Origin of the sequence: Mycolicibacterium sp. MU0053, from assembly GCF_963378095.1 — a bacterium.
Classification (GTDB): Bacteria; Actinomycetota; Actinomycetes; order Mycobacteriales; family Mycobacteriaceae; genus Mycobacterium; species Mycobacterium burgundiense.
Genome location: NZ_OY726397.1, coordinates 4,465,832 through 4,490,181, shown reverse-complemented (window position 1 = coordinate 4,490,181; position 24,350 = coordinate 4,465,832). Strand labels below are relative to the sequence as shown.

Genomic DNA, 24,350 nt, shown 5'->3' with positions numbered 1-24,350 from the left:
TGCGACCGAGGTGTGTAACAGCGTTACAGCCGGTACAGTAACCCTGTTACAGGACGAGGGCAAGGGGTTGGCGGAAACGATGACGGGAGCTGAAGCGATGGCGCCGGACGGGCGGGTCGCCCCCGGGGCCCACGACCGCCGCATCCTCGGCATCGTCGTCGAGATCCTGGAAACCGAGGGCTACGACGCGGTCCAACTGCGGGAGGTCGCCCGCCGCGCCCGTACGTCGTTGGCCACCATCTACAAGCACTACGGCACCCGCGACGGTCTGATCCTTGCCGCCTTGCACATGTGGCTCGATGAGAATCGCTACGCAGGTCTGACGGGGCAGCAGCGGGCCGCCGGCGAGTCGTTCTACGACGGCCAGATGCGGGTGCTGCGCACCATTTTCGAGCCCTGGGAGCGGCACCCCGCGATGCTCAAGGCCTACTTCCAGGCCCGGGCCGCGCCCGGGGGTGAGCAACTGGTGCGCCGAGGGTTGGACGCCGTCGTTCCTGCGTTCCTGCAGGTGCTCGCCGACGTCGACGAGGGGTTCGTCGCGGATCTCGACACCGTCATCACCAACGTCGTCTACGGCTTGCTGGGCCGGTTCGCCGCCGGCGAGATTGCCAGCACCGAGATCCTGCCCAGCCTGGAGCGCACCGTGTACTGGCTGAGCAAGGGTTACGAGTCGACGCAGCGCTGAATCAGCTCGCGCAACCCAGACGATATTGTCGTGGGTGACGATCCGGGGCAGCCCGGGTGGCTGGGGTACGACGAGACGGAGCGACATGGCTGTGGTCAACGGGCCCTCTGCGCGCGAAACGAAGCGCCTGCAAACCCGGGAGCGGTTGATGGGGGCCGCCGTCGCCGAATTCAAGCGGGCCGGGATGGCCGACGCCGACGTCGGGGCCATCGTGGCCGCCGCCGGAGTTGCCCACGGCACCTTCTTTTTTCACTTCCCGACCAAGGAACATGTGCTGCTGGAGCTGGAGCAGCGCGAAGAAGACCGGATGGCCAAGCAGTTCGGAAAGTTCCTCAACAAGGGACATGGCCTGGAGGCGGCGCTGGAAGAGGCGGCCCGGTTGGTGCTGGGCCTGGAACGCCGCCTCGGCGAGGTGTTGTTCAAAGACTTTTTGGCGCTGCACTTTTCGCAGACCCGTCCGCCCGCGGAGGGCGGCGGCGACCACTCGCTGGTGGTATTGCTCGCCGAGCAGATCGAGCGGGCACGCGCGGGCGGCGAGGTTGCCAGTGACGTCAACGCGCTCAACAGCGCGGTTTTTTTCCTGCTGTGCCTCTATGCACTGGCCATCACCACCAACGATCCGATGCGTCGGGAGCTACTCGACGATCTGGTGAAGCGCACCCTGCGCAGTGTGGCGCCTGCGGGTTGAGCCTTGTCGATTGCGGACTTGCATGACTAAAGTCAGCGACCATGCGTCCCCCCGCTGCCGCTTCGAACCTCGCCGGGTTGTCCCTCGAGGACCACATGGCGGAGTCGCGCCTGGCGCAACGCCAGGCCGATAAGTGGCTGATCTCGGGCAGCTTGCTGATCGGGACCGCGGCACTGGGGATCTTCGGTCTGCCGCTTTTTCTGCGCGGGGTGTGGTTGCTGCGCCGGGCGCACCGCAACGGACTGACCGTGCGGCCCATGCTGGTGACCCTGCTGGGCTACTGCGTCATCGTCGACGCGGCGATCAACACCGTCGGTTGGGCCCTTGACCTGGTCGGACACCACACCCTGCTGGCGCGAGTGCTGCTGAACGGCTGGGGCAACATGTTCGACGCCGGCTACTTCTGGCACTACAACGAGTTGTGGGTCGGCGGCGCGACGGCCCCGGGGGAGAAGGCGCTGGAGGTCGGCTTCATCCTGACGGTGTTCACCATGCGGATCGCGGCCGGTATCGGATTTCTGCAGATGAAGCGCTGGGGGCACCAGTGGATGGTGATCACCTGCTGGATGGGCGTGGTGATCTGGATCGTCTACGTGATCAACATGACGATGTTCGCCGACGTGCGCTACGCGGGGGTGGTTTTCCCGGTTGTCGGCTGGTGGCTCTATGACATCTTCTACATCACGCCGTTCCTCGCGATCCCGTACCTGCATTCGGTGAACCGCGAGATATTCACCGACTGACGGCAATTCGCCGAACGTGGGTTGCGCTGCGCCCTGCTCGTCGGCTCGATGTCTCGACACGACCTGACCTGTGTCAGTGACGTGTCTCAGTAGGGGCGTTCGATCGCGGTGCCGGCAACGCTTAAAGACCCTGCCCAGCGCTGCAATACCCCGAATCAGGAACGCCATCACTGAATTGCTATTGACCTAAGTCAGTCAGTGAGTTAGAAATGGTCCATCATGACGCCACAGGTCAAGCCGACCACGCGGGAGACGCAGCGGCTGCAGACGCGGGAGCGCATCCTCGGCGCGGCGATCGCCGAGTTCAAGCGCTCGGGGATGGCCGACGCCGAGGTGAACTCGATCGTGGCGGCCGCGGGCGTCGCGCACGGCACCTTCTACTTCCATTTCCCCACCAAGGAGCACGTCCTGCTGGAACTGGAACGTCGCGAGGAGGCGCGGGTCGCCGCGCAGTTCGAGCGGTTTCTGGCCGGCACCCATGAGCTCGCCTCGGCGCTCACCGAGGTGGTGGCGCTGGTGCAGGGCATCGAACGCCGATTCGGCAGCCCATTGTTCAAAGAACTCGTCGCACTGCACTTTTCGCCCTCGCGCCCGGAGTCGGAGAACTGGACCGACCACCCGGTGATCGTCCAGCTGGTCCGGGAGATCGAACGTGCCCGGGCCCAGGGGGCCGTGCATCCGGACGTGGACCCGTTCTCCAATGCGGTGTTCTTCCTGCTCGGCGTCTACGGCGTGCTCAGCACAGGCGAATCCGTCGCAAGCCGCGACGCCATGCTGGAAAAGCTGGTCGCTTCCGCGGTACGCGGCCTGGAGATCCGATGAATCCGTCAACAAGGAGGTCACAACGTGTGGGGATACGTCTGGGAGATACTTCGATACGTCGGAGCGTGGGGTGGCACCGCGCTGGTCATCTGGTTTTGGTACTGGATGTTCTCCAACCTCGGAACGTTCTGAACGGCGTCGACCGTGGCTGATCCCGCCGGCCTGCCGGCCATGGCGATCGAACGCAGTTGCTCCTTGACCGCGGTTGCGCTCAGCGAACAGCGCCGCGAAGGTGTGCGACTGGTGACCGGTGAGCACCGCGGCTTCGGTCTGAGTTCGGCCCGCAGGTTCGTTCACGTGCCGTACCCGCCAGTCGGGTCGGAGTGGACCCGGCGGACCCTGACCTGCGGTATTGCCCTGCAGTGTGCGGAGTCCAAGGACCGGGTCGGCGAGTACCGCCTGAATGAACTGTCCGCCCGCGAGATTCGCGCCCTGACGGTCGTCGAGGCCGGCGTGGCGCTGGGCTGGATCGCCGCCCGCTGGCCCGGCCTGATGCCGGAGTTCGCGCGCGTCCTGCCCGACCTCGAACCGGCCGATCCCGCTATGGCGACCCAAACCATGATCACCCGTGCCATCGAGTTGGCCCAGACGCCCGACGGGATCAGCCCGCACCCGTTGCTGGGCAAGCTGCCCGCGGTGTTCACCGCGCCGACCGGGCTCGTGGACAAGATGCGTCGACAGTTCGGCCGGATGCCGTGGACCACCACGGAAAAACGGATGCCGCGGCCGTATTCGGTGCCCGTCGGCGGCGACGGCGGCGTGCGCAATCCGAACCTGCCCCCGCCGAGCCGGCCCGAGGACAACGACATGGACGTCACGCCGGAGCACCGGCCGGGCATCCCGTACCCGGAGTGGAACCAGTGGACAAAAAGCTTCATGCCCGACCATGTCGCGGTTCTCGAACTGGCCCGCGACACCCGGATCGGCGCGGCGAAGAACTCCTCGGCCGATCTGCGTAAGTGGTTCGAGGAGCACACCCACCGCACCATGACCAACCGCCTGGAGGACGGCTCGGATCTCGACATCGACCAGTACGTGCGGCACTATGTCGACCTGCGGACCGGCGAGGCCGCCGAGCCGCGGGTCTTTCGGGAACTGCTGCCCAGCGACCGGGACGTCAGCACCGCGTTGCTCCTGGACGGCAGCTCCTCGCTCGGTGTCCACGGCGGCCGGGTGTTCCGGTTGGAGCTGGCCTGCGCCGACGCGCTGTCGCGCGCCATGAAGCAGGCTCGGGAACGACACGGCATTTTCGTCTTCACCGGCAACACCCGCCACCGCGTGGAAGTGCGCTGCCTCAAGGACTTTCCGGACCCGCGGTTCGTCCCGCCCAGCGGGCTGGGGCTGTCCACCGGCGGCTACACCCGCCTCGGCGCCCCCATCCGGCACCTGACCTCCAGGCTGCTCGATCAGCCGTCGGAGCGGCGGCTGCTGATCATCATCGGCGACGGCATGATCTCCGACGAGGGTTACGAGGGCCGCTACGCCTGGGCCGACGCCGCGCATGCCCTCGAGGAAGCCAACGACGCGGGGGTGTCCGTCTACTACGTCGGGGTCGGACCCACCCGGGTGGATCCCCTTCCGGAGGTCTTCGGACCTCGCCGCTCCCAACGCATTCGGCGCATCGAGGAACTGCCGCGCGTGCTGGCACACGTCCATCGCGAGTTGGTCACCGCATGAAAGGGGACAGATGACAAACGACACCTACTATTCGAACGGCAACGAGGTCCAACTTTTCGAGCAGGCCTTCACCCGCAAGATCCCGGTGATGCTCACCGGCCCGACCGGCTGCGGCAAGACCCGATTCGTCGAGCACATGGGCACCTTGCTGCGCCGACCCGTCGTCACCATCAGCTGTCACGACGATCTGACCAGCTCGGATCTGGTGGGCCGCTTCATGGTCACCGGCGGGGACGTGATCTGGACCGACGGCCCGCTGACCCGCGCGGTCAAGGCCGGCGCTATCTGTTACCTCGACGAGGTGGTGGAGGCGCGGCACGACTCGCTGGCGATTCTGCATTCGCTGACCGACCACCGCCGCACGCTCTATCTGGACCGCGCCGACGAGGTCGTCCACGCGCCGGACGAATTCATGCTGGTGTGCTCCTACAACCCGTCCTACCGCAGCTCGCTGAAGGAACTCAAGCCGTCGTTCCGGCAGCGGTTCGTCACGCTGCCGATGAGCTATCTGCCCCCGGATCGCGAAGCCGAGGCGGTCGTCTCCGAAACGGGTGTCGACCTGGCCGCGGCTCGGCGACTCGTCCAGTGCGCCATCGCGATTCGCACCGCGGACGAGGCCTTTCACTTCGAGCCGCCGTCGACCCGGGTGCTGGTCACCGCGGCCCAGCTGATCGCCGCCGGCGCCGGCGAACTGGAGGCCGCCGAGGCCTGCATCCTGGCGCCGCTGAGCACCGACGGGGCGATCAGCGACGGTCTGCGTGAGGTGGCCGCCGCCAGCCTGCTGGCCACCGACAGCCCCGGCCACCGGCCACTGTAAGGGAAGGAGTTTCCACATGGTTGATCAGAAGGAAAAGAAGCGTAAGAGGGCGCTCATCGTCTTCCAGATCGTGATCTACGGCTTTCTGCTGACGATGTTCCTCATCCAGCTGTGGATGTCGTTCGACCGTGGGTGGTGGTACCTGTGAGCGCATCGCAGACCACCGCCGCGGGCTCGGTGAGCCTCGAGGACCACCACGAGGAATCCCGGCGGGCGCAGCGCCGAGCCGACAAATGGATGATCATCGGCGCCGCGCTGATGGGGATGTGGGCGCCGGGCCTGATCGGGTTCCCGATCTTCATGCGCGGCGTCTGGTTGCAGCGGCAAGCGCAGCGCGCCGGGTTGTCGGTGCGGCCGATGATCGTCACCCTGATCGGGTACCTGGTGCTGATCGACGGCATGCTCAACAGCCTCGGCTGGGCCCTGGACATGATCGGCAACCACACCCTGATCAACCGGGTGCTGATGATCGGCTGGGGCAACATGTTCGACGCCGGCTACTTCTGGCATTACAACGAGATGTGGGTCGGCGGTTCGTCGGCACCCGGCGAGAAGGCCTACGTCATCGGCTTCATCCTGACCGTGTTCGCGATGCGCGCCGCCGCCGCGATCGGCTTCCTGCAGATGAAGCGCTGGGGGCACCAGTGGATGATCATCACCTGCTGGATGGGTGTGGTCATCTGGCCGGTCTACGTCCTGAACATGACGATGTTCGCCGACATCCGCTACGCCGGGGTGGTGTTCCCGGTCATCGGCTGGTGGCTCTACGACATCTTCTACATCACGCCATTCCTCGCGATCCCGTATCTGCACACGGTCAACCGCGAAATCTTCACGGACTGAACAGGTTAAGGAGCCCACACCATGACCTCACCATCTTCGACCCCGGACGCCGACGAGAAGGATCCGGCCGCGGACCTGCCGCCGGGTACCACGCCCTATTACGCCCGCATGCACAAATGGATCAAGCGGGCGGTGTTGGTATGCCTGATCGCCCTGGTCATCGAGGGCGCCTTCACGCTGCCCTTCATGGCGGTCTATTACGGCTACCCGACGCTGAGCCTCACCCAGATCTGCAGCGAACTGCTGAAGGTCCGGTTCTCCGACGACGCGCTGGAATGCAAGTATCCGTACCCGCCGCTCGGGCCGCCGGAGGGCGCCGAGGGCAAGGACACCGCGCGCGACCAGTGGGGTGTGCAACCGGTCCCGGGCTATGACCGGTTGGGCTTCCGCGAACTTGTCGATCGCTACGAGGAACGCATGGCGCGCCAGGCCGCTGAGCAGCCCGCAGGGTGAACCCGTCAGGACAGCGCGAGGTAGCAACCCAACGCCACCATGGTCCCGGCGATGAGGCCGTCGAGCGCCCGCCAGGTCGACGGTTTGGCGAACAGCGGGGACAGCTTGGTGGCGCCGAAACCGAGCGTCGCGAACCACACCACGCTGGCGGTGACCGCGCCGATCCCGAACAACCAACGGCCCTGGCGATGTTCGTTGGCCAGCGCGCCGAGCAGCACCACGGTGTCGAGGTAGACGTGTGGGTTGAGGAACGTCAACGCCAGGCACGTGGCAAGCACGCCGGTCAACCGCGCCGGCGCCACGGCGGCGGGTGCCAGGGTGGCCGGGCGGAATGCTCGCTTGGCGGCCAGCGCGCCGTAGCCGACGAGGAATGCCGCACCGCCGAGTTTGGCCACGGTGACGACATCGGGGTGGGCGGCGACGATCGCGCCGAACCCGGCGATCCCCGCGGCGATGAGCGCCAAATCGGATGCCGCGCATAGCGCGACGACGGTGCCCACGTGCTCCCGACGGATGCCCTGGCGCAGCACGAACGCGTTCTGGGCCCCGATGGCCGCGATCAGCGCGAGCGACGTGACGAAGCCGGTGGCGAAGACCATCGGCGGCGGAGAACTCATGGTTCCGACGGTAGGGTTCGGCAGCGAATCAGTACAGCTAAATATTCTTATGGTGCATTAGGAAAGCTAATGTCAGATGTTCGACTGATCCGCCGGTACGGCCATCCGTGCGCGCTCGGCGCCGGCCGCGGGAGCCTGGGCCGCGGGCACCGTCATCCCGACCGTGTAGGAGGTCATCGACAGCGAGCCGTAGCAGTACCCGTCGACCAACTCGGTCAACGGTGCCCGGGCCGCGCCCGCCGCGCCGGCGACATAGAGCAGCGGGATGAAGTGATCCGGGATCGGTACCGCCGCAGCGTAGTCCCTGTGCTCGCGGAGCCGGACCGCCGCCTCCGGCGTCGAGGTCAACACGTCTCGCGCCGCCTCGTCGAAGCGCTGCGCCCACCCGTAACCCGTGTCCGGGTGGTCCTGGCTCATCTGCCGCAGGTTGTGCACGATGTTGCCGCTACCGATGATCAGGACGCCGCGCTCGCGCAGTTGCGCGAGCTTGGCGCCCAGCTCCAGGTGGTAGTCCAACGGCTTGTCGGCGTTGATGGACAGTTGCACCACCGGGATGGACGCGTCGGGGAAGGCGTGCACGAGGACCGACCAGGTGCCGTGGTCGATGCCCCAACTGTCGACGTCGGCGCCGACCCAGGTGGGCTGCACGACTTCTTGGATCTCCCCGACCAACTCGGGCAGCCCTGGCGCCGGGTAGTCGACTTCGAACAGTGGCCGTGGGAACCCGTAGAAGTCGTGGATGGTGCGGGGACGCGCCATGGCGGTGACGGCGGTGGCGTTGATGTACCAATGCGCGCTGACCACCAGGATGGCGCGGGGTCGCGGGACCGCCTGACCGAATGCGCGCCACGCCGCGGTGTACTTGTTGAGCTCCAGAGCGTTCATCGGGCTGCCGTGGCCGATGAACGCCGCGGGTAGTAGCTCAGTGGTGTCGGCCATGGCGCCATCATCCCCGCAAATTCCGGACGCGGGCGGCACACTGGTAGAGATTCACCGGGAGGCTCAAATCGACGCCGGCTTGACCAACACCGACGCCCGGCTGGGCGCAGACCAGCTCGCGGCGCTGGCCGCGGTGATCGAATGCGGCAGCTTCGACGCCGCCGCGGATCGCCTGCACGTCACGCCGTCGGCGGTCAGCCAGCGCATCAAGGCGCTGGAATCCCGGGTGGGCCAGGTGCTGGTGGTCCGCGATAAACCGTGCACTCCGACCCCGGCGGGCATTCCGCTGCTACGCCTGGCGGCGCAAACGGCGTTGTTGGAGGCCGAGGCGCTGGTCGAGGCCACTGGGGGTTCGGCCGATTACCCGCGAATTGCCCTGGCCGTCAACGCCGATTCGATGGCGACGTGGTTCACGGCCGTGTTCGCCGAGCTGGCCGGACCGCTCTTCGACGTGCGGATCGAGGATCAGGACCATTCCGCCCGGCTGCTGCGCGAGGGAGCGGTGATGGGCGCGGTCACCACCGAACGGGCCCCGGTGCCGGGCTGCCGGGTGACGGCGCTGGGCGCCATGCGCTACGTCCCGGTGGCCAGCGCGGCCTACCTCGAACGCTATCTGGCCGACGGCTTCACCGCCGCCGCCGTCACGCAGGCGCCGTCGCTGGCCTGGAACCGGCTCGACGGGCTGCAGGACCAGTTGGTGCGCAAGGTGTTTCGGCGCGACATCGGCAGGCCGGTGCATTACATCCCCACCCCGGAAGGTTTCGGCGCGGCGGTGCGGGCGGGGCTGGGGTGGGGGATGTATCCGCAACCGCTCGTCGACGACGACTTCCGGCCGGTCGTCGACCAACACCTGGACGTGCCGCTGTACTGGCAGTGCTGGAAGCTCGACAGCCCGATCATCGTGCGCCTGACCGACGCGGTCCGCTCGGCCGCGGCCGCGCTACACCGTTAGTGCGCGGCCTTCTTGCCGAACGGCAGCAGATGCATGATCCCGACCACCACCGCGCCGACCGTCAGGCCGATGACGGCCGAGGCGGCGGTGTTGACCAGCCAGGCCGACACCACGCCGACCGCGGGCAGCGCGTTGCGGACCGCTTCTTCGCCGTGGTGCACGAACTCGTAGAGGGTGTGCCAGCCCAGGGTGTCGGTGCCCAGCAGCAGGATGTGGCCGCCGACCCAGAGCATCGCGATGGTGCCGATCGCCGACAGGGCGTTCAGCAGTTTGGGCATCCCGGCGACCAGACCGCGGCCGACCTTCTGGGCGAACGTCGACGTGCGCTGGGCCAGGTGCAGGCCGATGTCGTCCATCTTGACGATCCCGGCCACCACCCCGTACACCGCAAAGGTGATGACCAAAGCGACCACCACGAGGATGATCAGCCGCGGCAGGAAGGCCTGACTCGCGACCTCGTTGAGGGCGATCACCATGATCTCGGCCGACAGGATGAAGTCGGTGCGGATGGCCCCGGTCACCATGTACTTCTCCGGATCGCCACCGACGGCCGCGGCCGGCACGGCGTGCTTGTCGTGGCCGCGCAGCCAGCCCCACACCTTCTCGGCACCCTCGTAGCACAGATAGGTGGCGCCGATCATCAGGATCGGCGTCAGCAGCCACGGCGCAAACTGACTGAGCAGCAACGCCGCCGGCAGGATGAACACCAGCTTGTTGCGCAGCGAACCGATCGCGATCTTTTTGATGATCGGCAGCTCGCGTTCGGCGGCCAGACCCTGCACGTACTGCGGGGTCACCGCGGTGTCGTCGATGACCACGCCCGCTGCCTTGGCGGTCGCTTTTCCGGCGGCCGCACCGATATCGTCGATCGAGGCCGCGGCCAGCCGGGCCAGGACGGCGACGTCATCGAGGAGTCCGAACAGGCCAGCGCTCATCGCAGCTCCGTCATGAAACCGAAGGTTACTCGCAGGCTCGCACTGCCCGACGAATTGGGACTCCCCATGAGCACAGCATTGTCCACCGCCGACCTGTATCACGTGGGCATCGTGGTCACCGACTTCGACGGCGCGCTGCAGCGGTTGGCTGCGGCCGGCGGCTATCAGTGGACGCAGACCATGGAATACACCGTCCCCGTCGTCACCGCCGACGGCCCGGCCGAGATTCCATTCAAGCTGGCCTATTCGCTGGAGGCGCCGCACCTGGAGGTGCTTCAGGAGGTGCCGGGATCGCCGTGGGTCAGCGCCCCGCGCAACGCCGTTCATCACCTCGGCTACTGGGCCGACGACGTCGCCGCCACCGGGGCCGAACTCGAGCGCGTCGGTTACCGACAGGAGGTTCGCGCCGCCGGCGACGAACCCGTCTTCGCGTATTACCTGGACCCGCTGGGGGTCCGAATCGAGCTGGTCAACCGGGCCATGTTCGGTGACTGGGACGGGTTCCTCCAGACCATGGCCCGTCCGGCAGACTAGCGCCATGGATGCCGCCACCACCCTGCTGGAAATCGAGGCGATCAAGCAGCTCAAGGCCCGCTATTGCCGCCACCTGGACGCCAAGGACTGGGGCGCCTGGCGGACCCTGTTCGCCGACGATTTCGTCAGCGACACCTCGGCGGCCGGCGGCCGGGTCATCACGGGTGCCGACGAGTTCGTCGCGTTCCTGCGCAAAATCTTGGGCAAGCCGTCGCAGGTCACCGTCCATCAGGTGCACGCCCCCGAGATCGAACTGACCTCGGCGGTCACCGCGACGGGCATCTGGGCGCTCAATGACGTGGTCCGGCTGGCGCCGGGGATAAACCTCGCGGGCTATGGCCACTACACCGAGACCTACGAGAAGGTCGACGGGCGTTGGCTGATCAAGACCTCGAAGCTGACGAGACTGCGCGAGGATGTGTTCAATCCGGTGTTCTCGGTGCGGATCTCCGATCGAATCCGCAACGCGGCTGCCCGCTTGGGCGGGCGCCGCTGACGGTGGCCCGACGGATGTCTAGCGCGCGGGGTGCCGGTTGAAGAAACGGAACCGCAACCAACGAATGTCGAGCAACACGGTCATCACCTACCTTCGGGTCGTACGCGGCGAGCCACAACGGGCTCTATGACTACGAACGTAGTGGCGCACCTTAAGGCGCCAGGAAGCCGAAGGTAATTCTTCGGTAAGACTTTCAGCCCGATGGCCTGCGTGTTTGCGAGCCGGTATAGCCCTCCCAGGGCGAGTAATCGGCGATCAACTCCTCCTGCGGCGGACGCAGGTCGGTGGGCACGTGCTGCAGATTGATCCGGATCCGATACCAGATCGACGACGGCCCGCGCATCCCGTCGACCAGCACGTCGACCGGTGCGAGCTTGGCGGCCGCCTCGGGATTACGCGACTTCCAGGTATCGAGGGCGGCCATCGCCTCGTCGCGGGTCTTGGTGCGCGCCACCTCGATGAGGTTCGCGTCGCGCTCGGCCTTGGGTGCCTTCTCGGCCGGACCCAACTCCTCGGCGAGTTCGAGCAACCGGTCCAGCCCGCCGACGGCCGAGTCCATCCCGGCCCACGGGTCGCCGAGCTGCGCGTAGCGCTCGGGCACCGTGGCCACCGTGTAGTCCTCGGGGCGGCAGCTCGGCACCTCGTCCCAGTGCAGCGGCGTGGACACCCGGGCGTCGGGCCGGGAGCGCACGGAATACGCCGAGGCCACCGTGCGGTCCTTGGCGTTCTGGTTGAAGTCGACGAAAACACCCTCGCGCTCCTGTTTCCACCACCGACTGGTGGCCAACTCCGGGGCTCGGCGCTCCACCTCGCGGGCCACGGTCTCGGCGGCCAGCCGCACCTGGCGGTAGGGCCACCGCGGATCGATGCGCGCGTAGATGTGGAAGCCGCGGGAGCCGGAGGTCTTCGGCCACCCGGTCAGTCCGTGATCGGCGAGTACCTCGCGGGCGACCATCGCGACATCGACAATCTGTGGCCACTCGACGCCGGGCATCGGGTCCAGGTCGACGCGCAGCTCGTCGGGGTGCTCGAGATCGCCGGCGCGCACCGGGTGCGGGTTGAGGTCGATGCAGCCCAGGTTGACCGCCCAGACCAACCCGGCGGCGTCGTGGATCACCGCCTCCTCCGCCGAGGTCCCGGAGCGGTACTTGAGCTCGGCGACCTCAACCCAGTCGGGCCGATTCTTGGGGGCCCGCTTCTGGAAGATGGCCTCCTCGTCAATGCCTTTGACGAACCGCTTGAGAATCATCGGGCGCCCGGCCACCCCGCGCAACGCACCCTCGGACACCGCCAGGTAGTAATTGATCAGGTCCAGCTTGGTCACGCCCGGTTCGGGGAAGATGACCTTGTCGGGGTGGCTGACGGTGACTTCGCGCCCGGCGACCTCCAGGACTGTCTTCCGGTTGCTCTTACCGCTGGTGCCGGCCATGTCGCCCATCGTAAATCGGCTTTCCGTTCGGGACCGGGGTACAACGCCCGTCACATAGGCTGTCACGATGGCAAAGCTCACGGACCTGCCGTTGCTGGCAGCCGCCAAACTGCAGCAGTCGGTCGGCAAGTACGCGGAACGTGGCGCGGCCGAACTGCACTATGCGCGCAAGATGTTCGAGGCCGGCGCACTGCGGATCGAGCCCCCGCAGAACATGGTGGCAATGGTTGCCGACATTCGACGGTGGGGCGAATTCGGCATGATTCCCGCGCTGAATGCGCGCCGCAACCCCAACGGGGTGGCCGTCGTCGACGACGACGGCGAGATCACGTTCGGCGAACTCGACGAGGCCGCCCACGCGGTGGCCAACGGGTTGCGGGCGATGGGCGTCAAGGGCGGCGACGGGGTCGCGTTGCTGATCCGCAACCACCGCTGGTTCCTGATCGCGCTGTACGGCGCCGCGCGCGTCGGGGCCCGGATGATCCTGCTCAACAGCGAATTCTCCGGACCGCAGATCAAAGAGGTGTCCGAACGCGAGGGCGCCAAGGTCATCATCTACGACGACGAATACACCGAGGCCGTCTCGATGGCCGAACCGGCGCTGGGCAAGCTGCGGGCGTTGGCGACCAACCCGGACACGTCCGAGCCGTCGGGATCCACCGACGAGACGCTGGCCGACCTCGTCGCGCGCAGCAGCAAGGAGCACGCACCCAAGGTCAGTCACCACGCCAAGATCATCATCTTGACCAGCGGCACCACCGGAACCCCCAAGGGCGCCAACCGCAGTTCGCCACCGTCGTTGGCGCCGATCGGTGGGGTGCTCTCGCATGTGCCGTTCCGCGCCGGGGAGGTGACCTCGCTGCCGGCGCCGATGTTCCACGCCCTGGGTTTCCTGCACGCCACCATCGCGATGATGCTCGGCTCCACGCTGGTGTTGCGTCGCCGGTTCAAGCCGGCGACGGTGCTCGCCGACATCGAGAAGAACAAGGTAACCGCGATGGTCGTGGTGCCGGTGATGCTCTCCAGACTGCTCGACGAGTTGGAGAAGACCGATCCCAAGCCCGACCTGTCGTCGTTGCGGATCGTGTTCGTCTCCGGCTCGCAGCTGGGAGCCGAGCTGGCGTCCCGTGCCCTGAAGGATCTGGGGCCGGTGGTCTACAACCTTTACGGCTCAACCGAAATCGCGTTCGCCTCGATCGCGCGTCCGAAGGACCTGCAGAAGAATCCGGCGACCGTGGGCCCGGTGGTCAAGGGCGTCAAGGTCAAGCTCTACGACGAGAACGGCAAGGAGGTCCCCAAGGGGGAGGTGGGTCGCATCTTCGTCGGCAACACCTTCCCGTTCGAGGGCTACACCGGCGGCGGCGGCAAGCAGATCATCGACGGCCTGATGTCCTCCGGCGACGTCGGTTACTTCGACGAGGACGGTCTGCTCTACGTCAGCGGCCGCGACGACGAGATGATCGTCTCCGGCGGTGAGAACGTGTTCCCGGCCGAGATCGAGGACCTCATCAGCGGACACCCCGAGGTCGTCGAGGCTACGGCGCTGGGCGTGGAGGACAAGGATTGGGGCCACCGGCTGCGCGCGTTCGTGGTCAAGGCCGATGGCGCCACCATCGACGAGGCCGCGATCAAGGAGTACGTCAAAACCAACCTGGCGCGCTACAAGGTGCCCCGCGAGGTGATATTCCTCGACGAGCTGCCGCGCAACCCCACCGGCAAGATCCTCAAGCGCGAGCTCCGGGAGATGTTCGACTGACCCGTAGCGGGTCCCCCCTTTCCCGCGAGCGGGCGTGTCCCCGGCCGACACGCCGACCAAATCCGCGGGACAGCGCACGCTCGCGACGGATAGGCGGGCGACGATCCGGGTAACCGCAAGCCATGGCGGCCCGCGGAGCGCAGCAGTTCGTCCCCGAATCCGGTGACCTCACGACGTTGGCCGACGCCGCGCGCGGGTGCCGGGGCTGCGAGCTGTACCGCGACGCCGAGCAGACGGTGTTCGGCGCCGGTCCGGCCTCGGCGCGGCTGATGCTGGTGGGCGAGCAGCCCGGTGATCAGGAGGATCGGGCCGGGCAGCCATTCGTCGGCCCGGCGGGCCGGCTGCTGGACAAGGCACTGCTTGCCGCCGAGGTGAACCGCGAGGAGGTGTACGTAACCAACGCCGTGAAGCACTTCAAATTCAAGCGGGCCGCGGGCAGCAAGCGCCGCATCCATCAGACACCGTCGCGCACCGAGGTGGTGGCCTGCCGACCCTGGCTGTTCGCCGAGCTCACCGCGGTGGAGCCGGAGGTCGTGGTCTTGTTGGGGGCCACCGCGGCGAAGGCGTTGCTGGGCAACGATTTCCGCCTGACCGCGCACCGTGGTGAAGTGCTGCGGCTCCCCGAGAACACGCCCGCTCTCGCCACCCCACACCCCTCGTCGGTCCTGCGAGGCCCGGCCGACCGGCGGGACGCGGCCTTCGAGGCCCTGGTGTCGGACCTGCGCCTGGCGTCCGGACTGCTCTGAGGATGCTGTTTACCGCGGCGAAGCGCGGGTATCCGAACGAACATGACCCGGTTCGGATATACCTTGTTCACCGAACAGAGTGGACCCAAAGACCTTGTCCGGTACGCCATTTCGGCGGAGCAGGCGGGTTTCGACTTCGAGGTCTGCAGCGACCACTACTCGCCGTGGTTGACGACGCAGGGGCACGCGCCCAACGCGTGGGTGTCCCTCGGTGCGGTCGCCCAGGTCACCGAACAGGTCGAATTGTTCACCTACGTGACCTGCCCGACCATGCGCTATCACCCGGCGGTGGTGGCGCAGCAGGCCGCCACGCTGCAGATCCTGGCCGACGGACGCTTCACCCTCGGCCTGGGCAGCGGTGAGAACCTCAACGAGCATGTGGTCGGCAAGGGCTGGCCCACGATCAAGCGACGGCACGACATGCTGCGGGAGGCGACCCGGATCATCCGGGAGTTGTTCGGCGGCGAACTCGTCGACTACAAGGGCACCTACTACGAGGTGGACTCGGCCCGGCTGTGGGATCTGCCCGAGATTCCGGTGGCGATCGCGACCGCGGTGTCCGGCGACAAATCGGTCGAGGCGTTCGCGCCGCTGGCCGATCACCTGATCGCGGTGCAACCCGAGGCCGACTTGGTGCGCTCGTGGCATGACACCCGGCACGGGTACGGATTGCCGGGCGAATCCCGCGTGGTCGGGCAGATCCCGATCTGCTGGGACCCCGACCGGGACGCAGCCGTGCAACGGGCCCACGAGCAGTTCAGGTGGTTCGCCGGCGGCTGGGACGTCAACGCCGACCTGCCGACGCCGGCGGGTTTCGCGGGGGCCACCCAGTTCGTGCGGCCCGAGGACGTGGCGCAGTCCATCCCGTGCGGGCCCGACCTCGAGGCCATCGTCGACGCCATGAGCGCCTACTGGGAGGCGGGCTTCACCGACATCGCGGTGGTCCAGATCGGTGACGAGAGCCAGGACCGGTTCCTCGAGGAGGCGGCGCAGCCGCTGCTGAGCGCGCTGCGCGACGCCGCACCGGCCTAACTGTCCAGCAATGCCCGCAGATCCCGGGCGTTGCGCACCGCGTTGCCACTGCCGTCGTTGTTGAAGTAGACCAACACGTCCCGGCCCTGGCGCTCCCACTCGTCGATGCGCTGCGCCCACCACTGCAGGTCCGCGGCGCTGTAGGAACCCGCGTACAGATCGGCGTCATCCGGGCCGTGCAACCGCACGTAGACCAAGTCGGCGGTGGCCCGCAGCACGCACGGCATGCCCGCCCCGCTCATCACCACATACGCCGCCCCGTACCGTTCCAGCAGTTCGTAGACCTCCGGGGCGTCCCACGACGGGTGGCGCAGTTCGATCGCGACCGTGGTCGCGGCCGGCAGCAGGCTCAGGAAGTACTCCAGTCGCGGGTCGTCGCGCTGCTGTGCGGGATGCAGTTGCACTAGCAGCGCGGCCCGGCGGTCACCGAGTTCGGGCCAGCTGTCGGCGATCCGTTCGATCCACACCTCGGGGTTGCGAAGTCGCCGGGCATGGGTCAGCCCACGCGGTGCCTTGACCGTCATCATGAAGCCGCTGGGCAATTCGTCGCGCCACCGGGCGAACGCGGTGGCGCGCGGCCAGTGATAGAAGCTGGTGTTGAGTTCGACGGTGTCGAACTCTTGGGTATAGCGCCACAACCGTTTTGACTTGGGCAGACCCGGCTCGTAGAGCTCGCCGTTCCAGTGGTCGTAGGACCACCCCGAGGTTCCGATATGGATCGCCATAGCGGGGCGTATACCCCGCATTCACCGGCGAGCAGACACAAACTCCCCCAATTTCAAGGGAAAGCGGGGGAGTTTGTGTCTGCTCGCGGGAAAGTGGTGGCCTACGGGTCGCGGGGCAGGCCCAGCAACCGCTCGGCGATGATGTTGAGTTGCACCTCCGAGGTGCCGCCGTAGATCGTGGTCGCCCGGCTCGCGAGCAGGTACTGCGCCCAGATGCCTTGCAGGGTCTGCTCGTCGCCGAGCACCCCGTCGGTGCCGAACGAGGCCACCGCGAACTCGGCGTAGCCCTGGCCGGTCTTCATCGACAACAGCTTGGAGATCGCCGCCGAGGGCATCGCGTCCCCGCCGGCCAGCGTCAGCAGCGTCGAGCGCATGTTCAGCAGCTTCGCGGCGTGCCCCTCGGCGATCAACTGCCCGGCGTGGTTCTGCTCGATCTGGTCGAACTGCCCCGCCCTGAGAAACTCGACGAACTTGTCCAGGCTGGGCAAAAACGGCGGCTCGCTGCTGCCGATCGAAACCCGTTCGGCGGTAAGGGTATTGCGGCTGACCTCCCAGCCGCGGTCGACCTCGCCGAGCACCATGTCGTCGGGCACGAACACGTCGTCGATGAACACCGTGTTGAACATCGCGTTGCCGGTCAGCTCGCGCAGCGGCTTGATCTCGACGCCCTCGCTGGCCATGTCGAGCAGGAAGTAGGTGATGCCACTGTGTTTCGGTGCGCTCGGGTCCGTTCTCGCCAGCAGCGCACCCCACTGCGAGAACTGCGCGCCGGTGGTCCAGATCTTCTGACCGGTGATGCGCCAGCCGCCGTCGACCTTGGTGGCCTTGGTGGTCAGGCTCGCTAGGTCGGAGCCGGCGCCGGGCTCGGAGAACAGCTGGCACCAGATCATCTCGCCGCGCAGGGTCGGCGGCAGGAAGCGTTGCTTCTGCTCGTCGGTGCCGAACGCGACGATCGAGGGGATGATCCAGGCGGCGATCCCCACCTGAGGTCGACGCACCCGGCCGGTACCGAACTCCTGGGCGATGATGATCTGCTCGATCGGGCTCGCGGACCGGCCCCACGGCTTGGGCAGGTGCGGAATCACCCAGCCGCCCTCGGCGATCGCGGTGTTGCGCTCCTCGCGTGGGATCGCCTTCAGGCCTGCGACTTCCGCGCGGATCTGCTCGCGCAACTTCTCGGTGTCGGGATCGAGGTCGATGTCGATGCCTCGCATGCCGGTGGCGCCGGCGGCGTCGACGACCCGTTGCGGATAGTCGGCGGCCCGGCCGAACGAGGCCGCGAGCACCAGCGCGCGCCGGTAGTAGATGTTGGTGTCGTGCTCCCAGGTGAAGCCGATGCCGCCGTGCACCTGGATGCAGTCCTCGGCGCAGCGCTGCGCGGCGACCGGCGCCAGCGTGGCGGCCACGGCCGCGGCGAACTCGACGTGCGCGGACTCGAGGTCGACATCGCCGCGGGCCACCTCGTCGATCGCGCGGGCCGCGTCCCAGACTGCGGCGGTGGCGCGTTCGGTGACGGCGATCATGTTGGCGCACTTGTGCTTCACGGCCTGGAACTGACCGATCGGACGACCGAACTGTTCGCGGATCTTCGCGTACGCCGAGGCGGTGTCGGTGGCCCACCGGGCGACGCCGACGGCCTCGGCCGACAGCAGGGTCGAGATCAGTGCGTGCGCGGCCGTCCGGGTCAGGTTCGACAGCACGCGGTCGTCGCCGACCTCGACGGCGTTGGCCCGGACATGCGCGACGGGACGCAGCGGATCGAGTCCGACCACCGGTTCGATCTCGAGGCTTTCGGCGTCGAGCACCACCCACTCCGAACCCGAGGTCGCCGAATCCAGGCCGGCGACGGGCAGCACCAGCACCGCGGCCTGCGCGGCGGCCGGCACGGCACGCACCTCGCCGCGGATCACCAGCGCATCACTCTGGCGCGTGGCGGTCAGCCCGGAGTCCAGCGCGTAGGTCGCGATGGTCTCGCCGGCGGCCAGGCCCGCGAGGATCTCGGCGTCCGGATCGTGCGCGGCGATCAGCGCGCTGGCGATCGCCGACGGCACGAACGGCCCCGGCACGGCGCCGCGACCGAACTCGGCGAGCACGATCGCCAATTCCAGTATTCCGAAGCCCTGCCCGCCCACCGACTCGGCCAGATGCAGACCCTGCAGGCCCTGTTCGGCGGCGGCCTTCCAATACGGTGGCGGATTGGGGACCGGCGTTTCGAGCGCCTCGTGCAACACCTCCGAGGGCGCGACCCGCTCCACCAGCGAGCGCACCGAATCGGCCAGGTCTACGTGCTCGGAATTGATTGCGATCGGCATTCGTCGAGCTTACTCGGCAGTCAGGTGGTGGCGGTGGCGGTCTGCTGCTCTTCGACCACGTAATACAGCGCCTTGCCCTCGTGCAGTCGGCGGCAGTTCTGCAGGGCCGCATCCAGATACCGATCCAGGGTGTCGGCGGTGTACCAACTCACGTGCGGCATCAGCAGAACGTTGTCCAGTCCCAGCAGCGGATTGTCGGCCGGTACCGGTTCCGCGGCGAAGACGTCCAGGCCCGCGGCGGCCAGCTGACCCGACTGCAGCGCCGCCACCAGCGCATCCTGGTCGACGATCTCGCCACGCGCGGTGTTGATCAGGATCGCGCCCGGCTTCATCTTGGCCAGTTTCTCGGCGTCCAGCAGGCCCTCGGTCGCCGACGTCAGCGGCGCGTGGATGGACACGATGTCGCTCTTGCTCAGCAGATCATCGAGCGGCATCCAGTTGACGGCGTGCTCGTCGCGCTTGGTCGAGGTGTGGATGATGTGGGTTCCCATGGAGCGCAGGATCTGTTCGACGCGCTTGGCGATACCGCCGAAGCCGACCAGTCCGACGGTGCAGCTACCGAGATCGCGGACCCGATCGCCGAGGCTCGGGTCGGTGGGCCAACCCGTCCCCGCCCGGGTGGCGCGGTCCAACTCGGGCAGCCGGCGCAGCGCCGCGAGCATCAGCATCACGGTGCACTCGGCCACCGAAGCGGCGTTGGCGCCGGGCATGTTGGCGACCACGACACCGCGTTTGGCGGCGGTCTCCAGGTCGATGGTGTTGACGCCGGTGCCGAGTTTGTGGATGAGCTTGAGCTTGGGCGCCCGCTCCAGGTCGGAACCCGACAACGGCCGCAGCACGTGCCAGATGACCTCGGCCTCGGGCAACTCGCGATAGAACGCCTCGTCGTCGTCCTCCGGAACCCACCGCACGTCGAGCCAGTCGGATTCGGCGGCCAGTCTCTCGGTCGCCCGGTCGCCCGGCTTGAAATGCGCCAGGACCCTCAGGCCCATCGTTTCCTGATCCATGCCGCGATGGTATCCGCCTGTTCGTCGCGGGCACCCGGGGTAGTGAAGTAGTGATCGGTGTCGATGGCCACCTGCGACTTATCGCTGCTGGCCAGTGCGGTGTAGATGCGGGCCGCGTCGGAGGGGAAGACGCCGGTGTCCTGTTCGGCGTTGATCACCAGGGCCGGGGACTCGATGCGGGCCAGGTGCGGTTCGGCCCGCGTCTTGGCGTGCCGCAAGCTCCACATCCCGAGCCAGTTGCGCAGCGTGGTGGCCGCCGCGATGCCGCGGGTGGAGCGGTTGGCGTGCACCGGTTCACCGGCGTAGCACTGATTCGGGGGACGGTTGGTGGGCTCGATGGTGGGATCGACCATGCGCGGATCGGCCCAGGTCCGACACACCGTGAACGGGCGATCGGCGAAGCCCGCGGCGCGCACCCGCGCCAATTCGGCCTCGGCCCAGTCGGTGATGGCCTCGTTGCGGGCGACCTGCGCGCGGCGGTAGCGCGCCACGAAGTCCGCGGCGAACGGTGGGCCGTGGCGCCCGTCGAACAGGTCCAGGTCGGGGTCGGTGGCCACCGGGTCGTTCTCGTCGACGACCGCGCCGTCCATCCAGGCGGTCAGCACCTCGGGCCGGCCGGGATGGGCCGCGCTGGCGACGTAGCCGTCGGCGGGCAGCAGTTCGGTGCGGCCGGTGCCGTCGACGGCGGCGGCCTGATAGGCCGCCATCAACGACCCACCGCCGGAATTGCCCAGCAGCACCACGGTTTCCGCGCCGGCCACCTCGCGGAGCCAGCGCACGCCGACGCCGATGTCCACCAGCGCGTGATCGAGGATGAAGCTGCTCTCGAAGCCCCGGAACCGGGTGTTCCAGCCGAGGAACCCGATGCCGCGGGCCGCCAGATACTCGGCGATGTAGTGCTCGGAGAAGTCGATCTGATAGTGCGTGGCGATCATCGCGACCTTCGGCGGCGGGCCTGCGGCGTGGTGGTAGAGGCCCTGACACGGGTGCCCGCCGGCCCCGGCACGCCCCGCGGTGGGGGAGTCCAGGCCGAGGAACGTGCGGACTATCTCGGTGCTCATCAGGGCTCCTTGCTGAAGATCGCGCGATAGAAGATGTTGGACAGCGTGGTGATGCAGGCCTGGTCGTCGACCCGGTCGAGGTCGGCGTTGCCGGCCAGTTGCAGGTAACAGAATTGGTTGAGCATCGAGACGATGGCCTGGGCCATCAGCCCCGGGTCGTCGTCGGGGCAGTAACCCTGCTGCTGGGCGCGCGAGACCATCTCGCTGATGTAATTCGTTGGTATCGAGCACATTTGCGCCCAGTGCTGGGCGAAGTCCTCGCTGACCATCGCCAGTTGCGAAACGCTGATCATCTCGGCGAGGCGGTGCCGGTAGGTGTGCCAGTGCGCCGCGGTGGCCTCGCGGACCCGTTCGGAGTTCGACAGGCCGTGGCGGGTCGCCGCCTGGGCGCGTTCGTTCGCCTCGTCGCGGAACCGCAGCGCCCAGGCCCGGACCATGGCCTCCTTGGAGTCGTAATAGTTGTAGAACGACGCCGTCGAGCGGCCGGCCTCGGCGGCGATGTCGGCGACCGTCGCGGCCAGGATGCCCTTGCGGGCGATCACCGTGCGCGCCGCCGCGTCGATCGCGGCCTGCGTCGCCCGGCCCCGTCGGGTCGGTTGTGTCACCGAAATGTCCTTCGCGGTTGCTTGGGTGTAACTGAACCTGATGTTACATTCAGTTCATGATCAAGCCGCACAACCCCAACAGCGAGTTCGACCTGGGCGGCATCAACCACGTCGCCCTGGTCTGCGCCGATATGCAGCGCACCGTGGACTTCTACTCCGGCGTGCTGGGCATGCCGTTGATCAAATCGCTGGACCTGCCGGCCGGCATGGGACAGCACTTCTTCTTCGATGCCGGCGGGGGTTCCTGCGTGGCGTTCTTCTGGTTCGCCGACGCGCCCGACCGCGTACCGGGCATCTCGTCACCGAACGCCCTGCCCGGCCTGGGCGAGATCGTCAGCGCGGTGAGCACCATGAACCACCTGGCGTTCCACGTGCCGCAGGAGAAGTTCGACGAGTACCGGCAGAAGCTCAAGGACAAGGGCGTGCGGGTGGGGCCGGTGCTCAACCACGACGAAAGCGAGTGGCAGGCGGCCCGCGAGTTGCACCCCGGCGTGTACGTGCGGTCCTTCTACTTCACCGACCCCGACGGCATAACCCTCGAATTTGCCTGCTGGACCAAGGAATTCGGCGAGGCCGACAATGTCACGGTGCCCAAGACCGCCGCCGACCGGCGGGTGCCGGCGAGCTAGCCCCGAAACAGGCCGGGGTCGTTGAGGTCGGCGAGGATGTCCACCAGCAGGTCGACGAGTTGGTCGCCACTGAGCTTGACCTCGCCGGCCAGCCAGGCGCTGATCGCCTGTTGCAGCCCACCGAGCACGAAGTGCGTGGTGCCGCCGAGCCGGTTGCTGCCGCCGACATGCAGGGCGTCCTGGATGTGCCGCCCGGCCAGCGCGACGAACATGCCCTGGTGCTTGAGCCGCAGCCGCAGCAGGGTCGCATTGGACAACTGCTTGCTGAACAGCAGCCGGCCGACCCGGGCATCGGCGGTGATGGCGCGGATCAGGTTGGAAATGCCCGCGCGGTTCTGTTCGGCCGGCGGCGCGGTAACCACCGCGGCCTGCGTGGTGGTCGCCAGTTGCGCGGTGACGGCGTCGAAGACGGCCTCGACGAACTCGTCCTTGTCGCGGAAGCTCTCGTAGAAGTAGCGCACGGTCAGCCCTGATTGCGCGCAGATGGCCCGGACGGTGAGTTCCTCGGGATCGGTCTGGCCGCCGAGCAGCTCCAAACCGGCATCGATGAAGCGCTGTCTGCGCTGCGCCAGGCGTGCGGTTGCGTCGACCCCGCGGTACGGACGGGCCATGCCCACCATCTTGACACCTAATCGGCAGGTCGGGCAATATCAGGTAACAGCCGTTCTCACTTTAAGCAGTCAGGTGGCCCAATGACGATCAGTGAAGTACGCCCCGCACCGGTGCGTCGCGGACCCGCGCTGCGGCCCGGAGCCAGCATCGACGACGGGCTGATGGGCGTCGCGCTGCTGGCCGGGCCCGCGAATGTGATCATGCAACTGGCTCGGCCCGGGGTCGGTTACGGGGTGCTCGAGAGCCGGGTCGAGAGCGGCCGGGTGGATCGCCACCCGATCAAGCGGGCCCGCACCACCTTCACCTATCTGGCGGTGGCCACCCAGGGCTCGGACGAGCAGAAGGCCGCGTTCCGGCGGGCGGTCAACCGCGCGCATGCGCAGGTGTACTCGAACGAGGAGAGCAAGAGTCCCGTCAAGTACAACGCCTTCGACAAGGATCTGCAGCTGTGGGTCGGGGCCTGCCTGTACAAGGGTGGCGTCGACGTCTACCGCACCTTCATCGGCGAGATGGACGAGGACACCGCCGACCGGCACTACGCCGACGGCATGCCGCTGGCCACCACGCTGCAGGTGCCCGAGGAGATGTGGCCCGCCGACCGCGCCGCGTTCGAGCAGTACTGGCAGGAGTCCCTGAGCCAGGTGCACATCGACGACGCCGTCCGCGAGTACCTGTACCCCATCGCGGCCAACCGGCTGCGTGGGCTCGCGTTGCCGGGCTTTCTGCAGCAGCGTCACGAAGACTTCTGGCTGCTGATCACCACGGGCTTCCTGCCGCAGCGGTTCCGCGATGAGATGCGACTGCCGTGGGACCCGCAACGTCAGCGCCGCTTCGATCGCCTGATGGGTGTCCTTCGGACGGTCAACAACGTGCTGCCCCGCTTCCTGCGGCAGTTCCCGTTCAACGTGTTGCTCAAGGACCTGGACCGGCGCGTGCGCACCGGACGTCCGCTGGTCTGACCCGACGGCGGACCCCGTTGGCAACGACGGCGCCGTCCGGTTCGGGCGAACTTCTTCTTGTGGCTCACGCCACAACCGTCACAACGCGTGCTGATCGGGCGCTAAACCCGCTGGTCAGCGCCGTGGCGACAAGTTGCGTAAGGCTTAGGGCAGGGTAACCCAACATCTCGACAGTTAGCTTATGCAATGCTAACTTCGCAAAGTTGACGTGAACTACTTCACGTCCGTGTAAGAGGCCTAGGAGAACGGGTGGGGCGGCCGTGCGCTGCGTCCCGC

The 24,350-nt window shown here is 67.4% G+C and carries 27 protein-coding genes; 17 read left to right on the top strand and 10 right to left on the bottom strand.

Annotated elements, in window-relative coordinates:
• Positions 1 to 79 precede the first annotated feature (79 nt).
• The 9 genes from RCP80_RS21425 (at position 80) to RCP80_RS21385 (ending at position 6,728) form a co-directional block, all read left to right on the top strand.
• Positions 80 to 685, top strand: coding sequence for a TetR/AcrR family transcriptional regulator (locus tag RCP80_RS21425; RefSeq protein ID WP_308479588.1), 606 nt, complete (start codon positions 80 to 82; stop codon positions 683 to 685).
• An 85-nt stretch (positions 686 to 770) separates the two neighbouring features.
• Positions 771 to 1,373 carry a TetR family transcriptional regulator gene (locus RCP80_RS21420; protein WP_308479587.1) on the top strand — a complete coding sequence of 201 codons (603 nt, stop codon included), beginning with the start codon at positions 771 to 773 and terminating at the stop codon, positions 1,371 to 1,373.
• A 41-nt stretch (positions 1,374 to 1,414) separates the two neighbouring features.
• A complete protein-coding gene (locus tag RCP80_RS21415; protein WP_308479586.1) occupies positions 1,415 to 2,116 on the top strand; it encodes a hypothetical protein in 702 nt (233 codons plus the stop codon).
• 219 nt (positions 2,117 to 2,335) lie between these two features.
• Positions 2,336 to 2,938 carry a TetR family transcriptional regulator gene (locus RCP80_RS21410; RefSeq protein WP_308479585.1) on the top strand — a complete coding sequence of 201 codons (603 nt, stop codon included), beginning with the start codon at positions 2,336 to 2,338 and terminating at the stop codon, positions 2,936 to 2,938.
• A gap of 171 nt (positions 2,939 to 3,109) precedes the next feature.
• On the top strand, positions 3,110 to 4,615 hold the full coding sequence (locus RCP80_RS21405) for a nitric oxide reductase activation protein NorD (protein ID WP_308482968.1): 1,506 nt from the start codon (positions 3,110 to 3,112) through the stop codon (positions 4,613 to 4,615).
• A gap of 10 nt (positions 4,616 to 4,625) precedes the next feature.
• Positions 4,626 to 5,432, top strand: coding sequence for a CbbQ/NirQ/NorQ/GpvN family protein (locus RCP80_RS21400; RefSeq protein WP_308479584.1), 807 nt, complete (start codon positions 4,626 to 4,628; stop codon positions 5,430 to 5,432).
• A 16-nt stretch (positions 5,433 to 5,448) separates the two neighbouring features.
• Complete coding sequence (locus RCP80_RS21395; RefSeq protein WP_308479583.1) at positions 5,449 to 5,580, top strand: hypothetical protein; 132 nt, start codon at positions 5,449 to 5,451, stop codon at positions 5,578 to 5,580.
• An 89-nt stretch (positions 5,581 to 5,669) separates the two neighbouring features.
• Positions 5,670 to 6,275, top strand: a complete 606-nt coding sequence (locus tag RCP80_RS21390; RefSeq protein WP_308482967.1) for a hypothetical protein — start codon at positions 5,670 to 5,672, stop codon at positions 6,273 to 6,275.
• A gap of 21 nt (positions 6,276 to 6,296) precedes the next feature.
• Positions 6,297 to 6,728, top strand: a complete 432-nt coding sequence (locus RCP80_RS21385; protein WP_308479582.1) for a hypothetical protein — start codon at positions 6,297 to 6,299, stop codon at positions 6,726 to 6,728.
• Positions 6,729 to 6,733: 5 nt separating this feature from the next.
• Here RCP80_RS21385 and RCP80_RS21380 read toward each other — a convergent pair whose 3' ends face one another.
• Both RCP80_RS21380 and ygiD read right to left on the bottom strand, forming a co-directional pair.
• A complete protein-coding gene (locus RCP80_RS21380) occupies positions 6,734 to 7,345 on the bottom strand; it encodes a LysE/ArgO family amino acid transporter (RefSeq protein ID WP_308479581.1) in 612 nt (203 codons plus the stop codon).
• 72 nt (positions 7,346 to 7,417) lie between these two features.
• Positions 7,418 to 8,284, bottom strand: coding sequence for a 4,5-DOPA-extradiol-dioxygenase (gene ygiD / locus RCP80_RS21375; RefSeq protein ID WP_308479580.1), 867 nt, complete (start codon positions 8,282 to 8,284; stop codon positions 7,418 to 7,420).
• Here ygiD and RCP80_RS21370 point away from each other — a divergent pair.
• A complete protein-coding gene (locus RCP80_RS21370; protein WP_308479579.1) occupies positions 8,283 to 9,236 on the top strand; it encodes a LysR family transcriptional regulator ArgP in 954 nt (317 codons plus the stop codon). The genes ygiD and RCP80_RS21370 overlap by 2 nt on opposite strands.
• Here RCP80_RS21370 and RCP80_RS21365 read toward each other — a convergent pair.
• Complete coding sequence (locus tag RCP80_RS21365) at positions 9,233 to 10,171, bottom strand: DUF808 domain-containing protein (protein WP_308479578.1); 939 nt, start codon at positions 10,169 to 10,171, stop codon at positions 9,233 to 9,235. The two genes, RCP80_RS21370 and RCP80_RS21365, sit on opposite strands and share 4 nt — an antisense overlap.
• A 66-nt stretch (positions 10,172 to 10,237) precedes the next feature.
• On the opposite strand from RCP80_RS21365, the gene RCP80_RS21360 reads away from it, so the two are divergent.
• Positions 10,238 to 10,705, top strand: coding sequence for a VOC family protein (locus RCP80_RS21360; protein ID WP_308479577.1), 468 nt, complete (start codon positions 10,238 to 10,240; stop codon positions 10,703 to 10,705).
• Between the two features lie 4 nt (positions 10,706 to 10,709).
• Positions 10,710 to 11,201: a nuclear transport factor 2 family protein gene (locus tag RCP80_RS21355; RefSeq protein ID WP_308479576.1), complete on the top strand. Its 492-nt coding sequence runs from the start codon at positions 10,710 to 10,712 to the stop codon at positions 11,199 to 11,201.
• Between the two features lie 193 nt (positions 11,202 to 11,394).
• Here the strand turns inward: RCP80_RS21355 and ligD are convergent, their stop codons facing one another.
• On the bottom strand, positions 11,395 to 12,630 hold the full coding sequence (ligD, locus tag RCP80_RS21350) for a non-homologous end-joining DNA ligase (protein WP_308479575.1): 1,236 nt from the start codon (positions 12,628 to 12,630) through the stop codon (positions 11,395 to 11,397).
• A gap of 67 nt (positions 12,631 to 12,697) precedes the next feature.
• Between ligD and fadD2 the strand changes: the two genes are divergently transcribed.
• The 3 genes from fadD2 (at position 12,698) to RCP80_RS21335 (ending at position 16,164) form a co-directional block, all read left to right on the top strand.
• On the top strand, positions 12,698 to 14,386 hold the full coding sequence (gene fadD2, locus RCP80_RS21345) for a long-chain-fatty-acid--CoA ligase FadD2 (protein WP_308479574.1): 1,689 nt from the start codon (positions 12,698 to 12,700) through the stop codon (positions 14,384 to 14,386).
• A gap of 122 nt (positions 14,387 to 14,508) precedes the next feature.
• Positions 14,509 to 15,132, top strand: coding sequence for a UdgX family uracil-DNA binding protein (locus tag RCP80_RS21340; RefSeq protein WP_308479573.1), 624 nt, complete (start codon positions 14,509 to 14,511; stop codon positions 15,130 to 15,132).
• 42 nt (positions 15,133 to 15,174) lie between these two features.
• Positions 15,175 to 16,164: an LLM class F420-dependent oxidoreductase gene (locus tag RCP80_RS21335; RefSeq protein WP_308479572.1), complete on the top strand. Its 990-nt coding sequence runs from the start codon at positions 15,175 to 15,177 to the stop codon at positions 16,162 to 16,164.
• On the opposite strand, the gene RCP80_RS21330 is transcribed toward RCP80_RS21335, so the two are convergent.
• From RCP80_RS21330 to RCP80_RS21310, 5 genes are all read right to left on the bottom strand, one after another.
• Entirely contained in the window at positions 16,161 to 16,889 is a 729-nt protein-coding gene (locus RCP80_RS21330; RefSeq protein ID WP_308479571.1) for a DUF72 domain-containing protein, read from the bottom strand. The genes RCP80_RS21335 and RCP80_RS21330 overlap by 4 nt on opposite strands.
• A gap of 101 nt (positions 16,890 to 16,990) precedes the next feature.
• Positions 16,991 to 19,201 carry an acyl-CoA dehydrogenase family protein gene (locus tag RCP80_RS21325; RefSeq protein WP_308479570.1) on the bottom strand — a complete coding sequence of 737 codons (2,211 nt, stop codon included), beginning with the start codon at positions 19,199 to 19,201 and terminating at the stop codon, positions 16,991 to 16,993.
• Positions 19,202 to 19,221: 20 nt separating this feature from the next.
• The gene (locus tag RCP80_RS21320) at positions 19,222 to 20,208 is read right to left on the bottom strand and encodes a 2-hydroxyacid dehydrogenase (protein ID WP_308479569.1); all 987 of its coding nucleotides are present in this window, start codon (positions 20,206 to 20,208) and stop codon (positions 19,222 to 19,224) included.
• Complete coding sequence (locus tag RCP80_RS21315) at positions 20,184 to 21,269, bottom strand: alpha/beta hydrolase (RefSeq protein ID WP_308479568.1); 1,086 nt, start codon at positions 21,267 to 21,269, stop codon at positions 20,184 to 20,186. The genes RCP80_RS21320 and RCP80_RS21315 overlap by 25 nt, the downstream gene beginning before the upstream one ends.
• Positions 21,269 to 21,874 (bottom strand): TetR/AcrR family transcriptional regulator, encoded by a 606-nt coding sequence (locus RCP80_RS21310; RefSeq protein ID WP_308479567.1) that lies wholly within the window; start codon positions 21,872 to 21,874, stop codon positions 21,269 to 21,271. Before RCP80_RS21310 ends, RCP80_RS21315 begins: the two co-directional genes overlap by 1 nt.
• 56 nt (positions 21,875 to 21,930) lie before the next feature.
• Here RCP80_RS21310 and RCP80_RS21305 point away from each other — a divergent pair, with 56 nt between their 5' ends.
• Complete coding sequence (locus RCP80_RS21305; RefSeq protein ID WP_308479566.1) at positions 21,931 to 22,503, top strand: VOC family protein; 573 nt, start codon at positions 21,931 to 21,933, stop codon at positions 22,501 to 22,503.
• On the opposite strand, the gene RCP80_RS21300 is transcribed toward RCP80_RS21305, so the two are convergent.
• Entirely contained in the window at positions 22,500 to 23,114 is a 615-nt protein-coding gene (locus RCP80_RS21300; RefSeq protein ID WP_308479565.1) for a TetR/AcrR family transcriptional regulator, read from the bottom strand. The genes RCP80_RS21305 and RCP80_RS21300 overlap by 4 nt on opposite strands.
• 81 nt (positions 23,115 to 23,195) lie before the next feature.
• On the opposite strand from RCP80_RS21300, the gene RCP80_RS21295 reads away from it, so the two are divergent.
• A complete protein-coding gene (locus tag RCP80_RS21295) occupies positions 23,196 to 24,074 on the top strand; it encodes an oxygenase MpaB family protein (RefSeq protein WP_308479564.1) in 879 nt (292 codons plus the stop codon).
• The last annotated feature ends 276 nt before the right edge of the window (positions 24,075 to 24,350 follow it).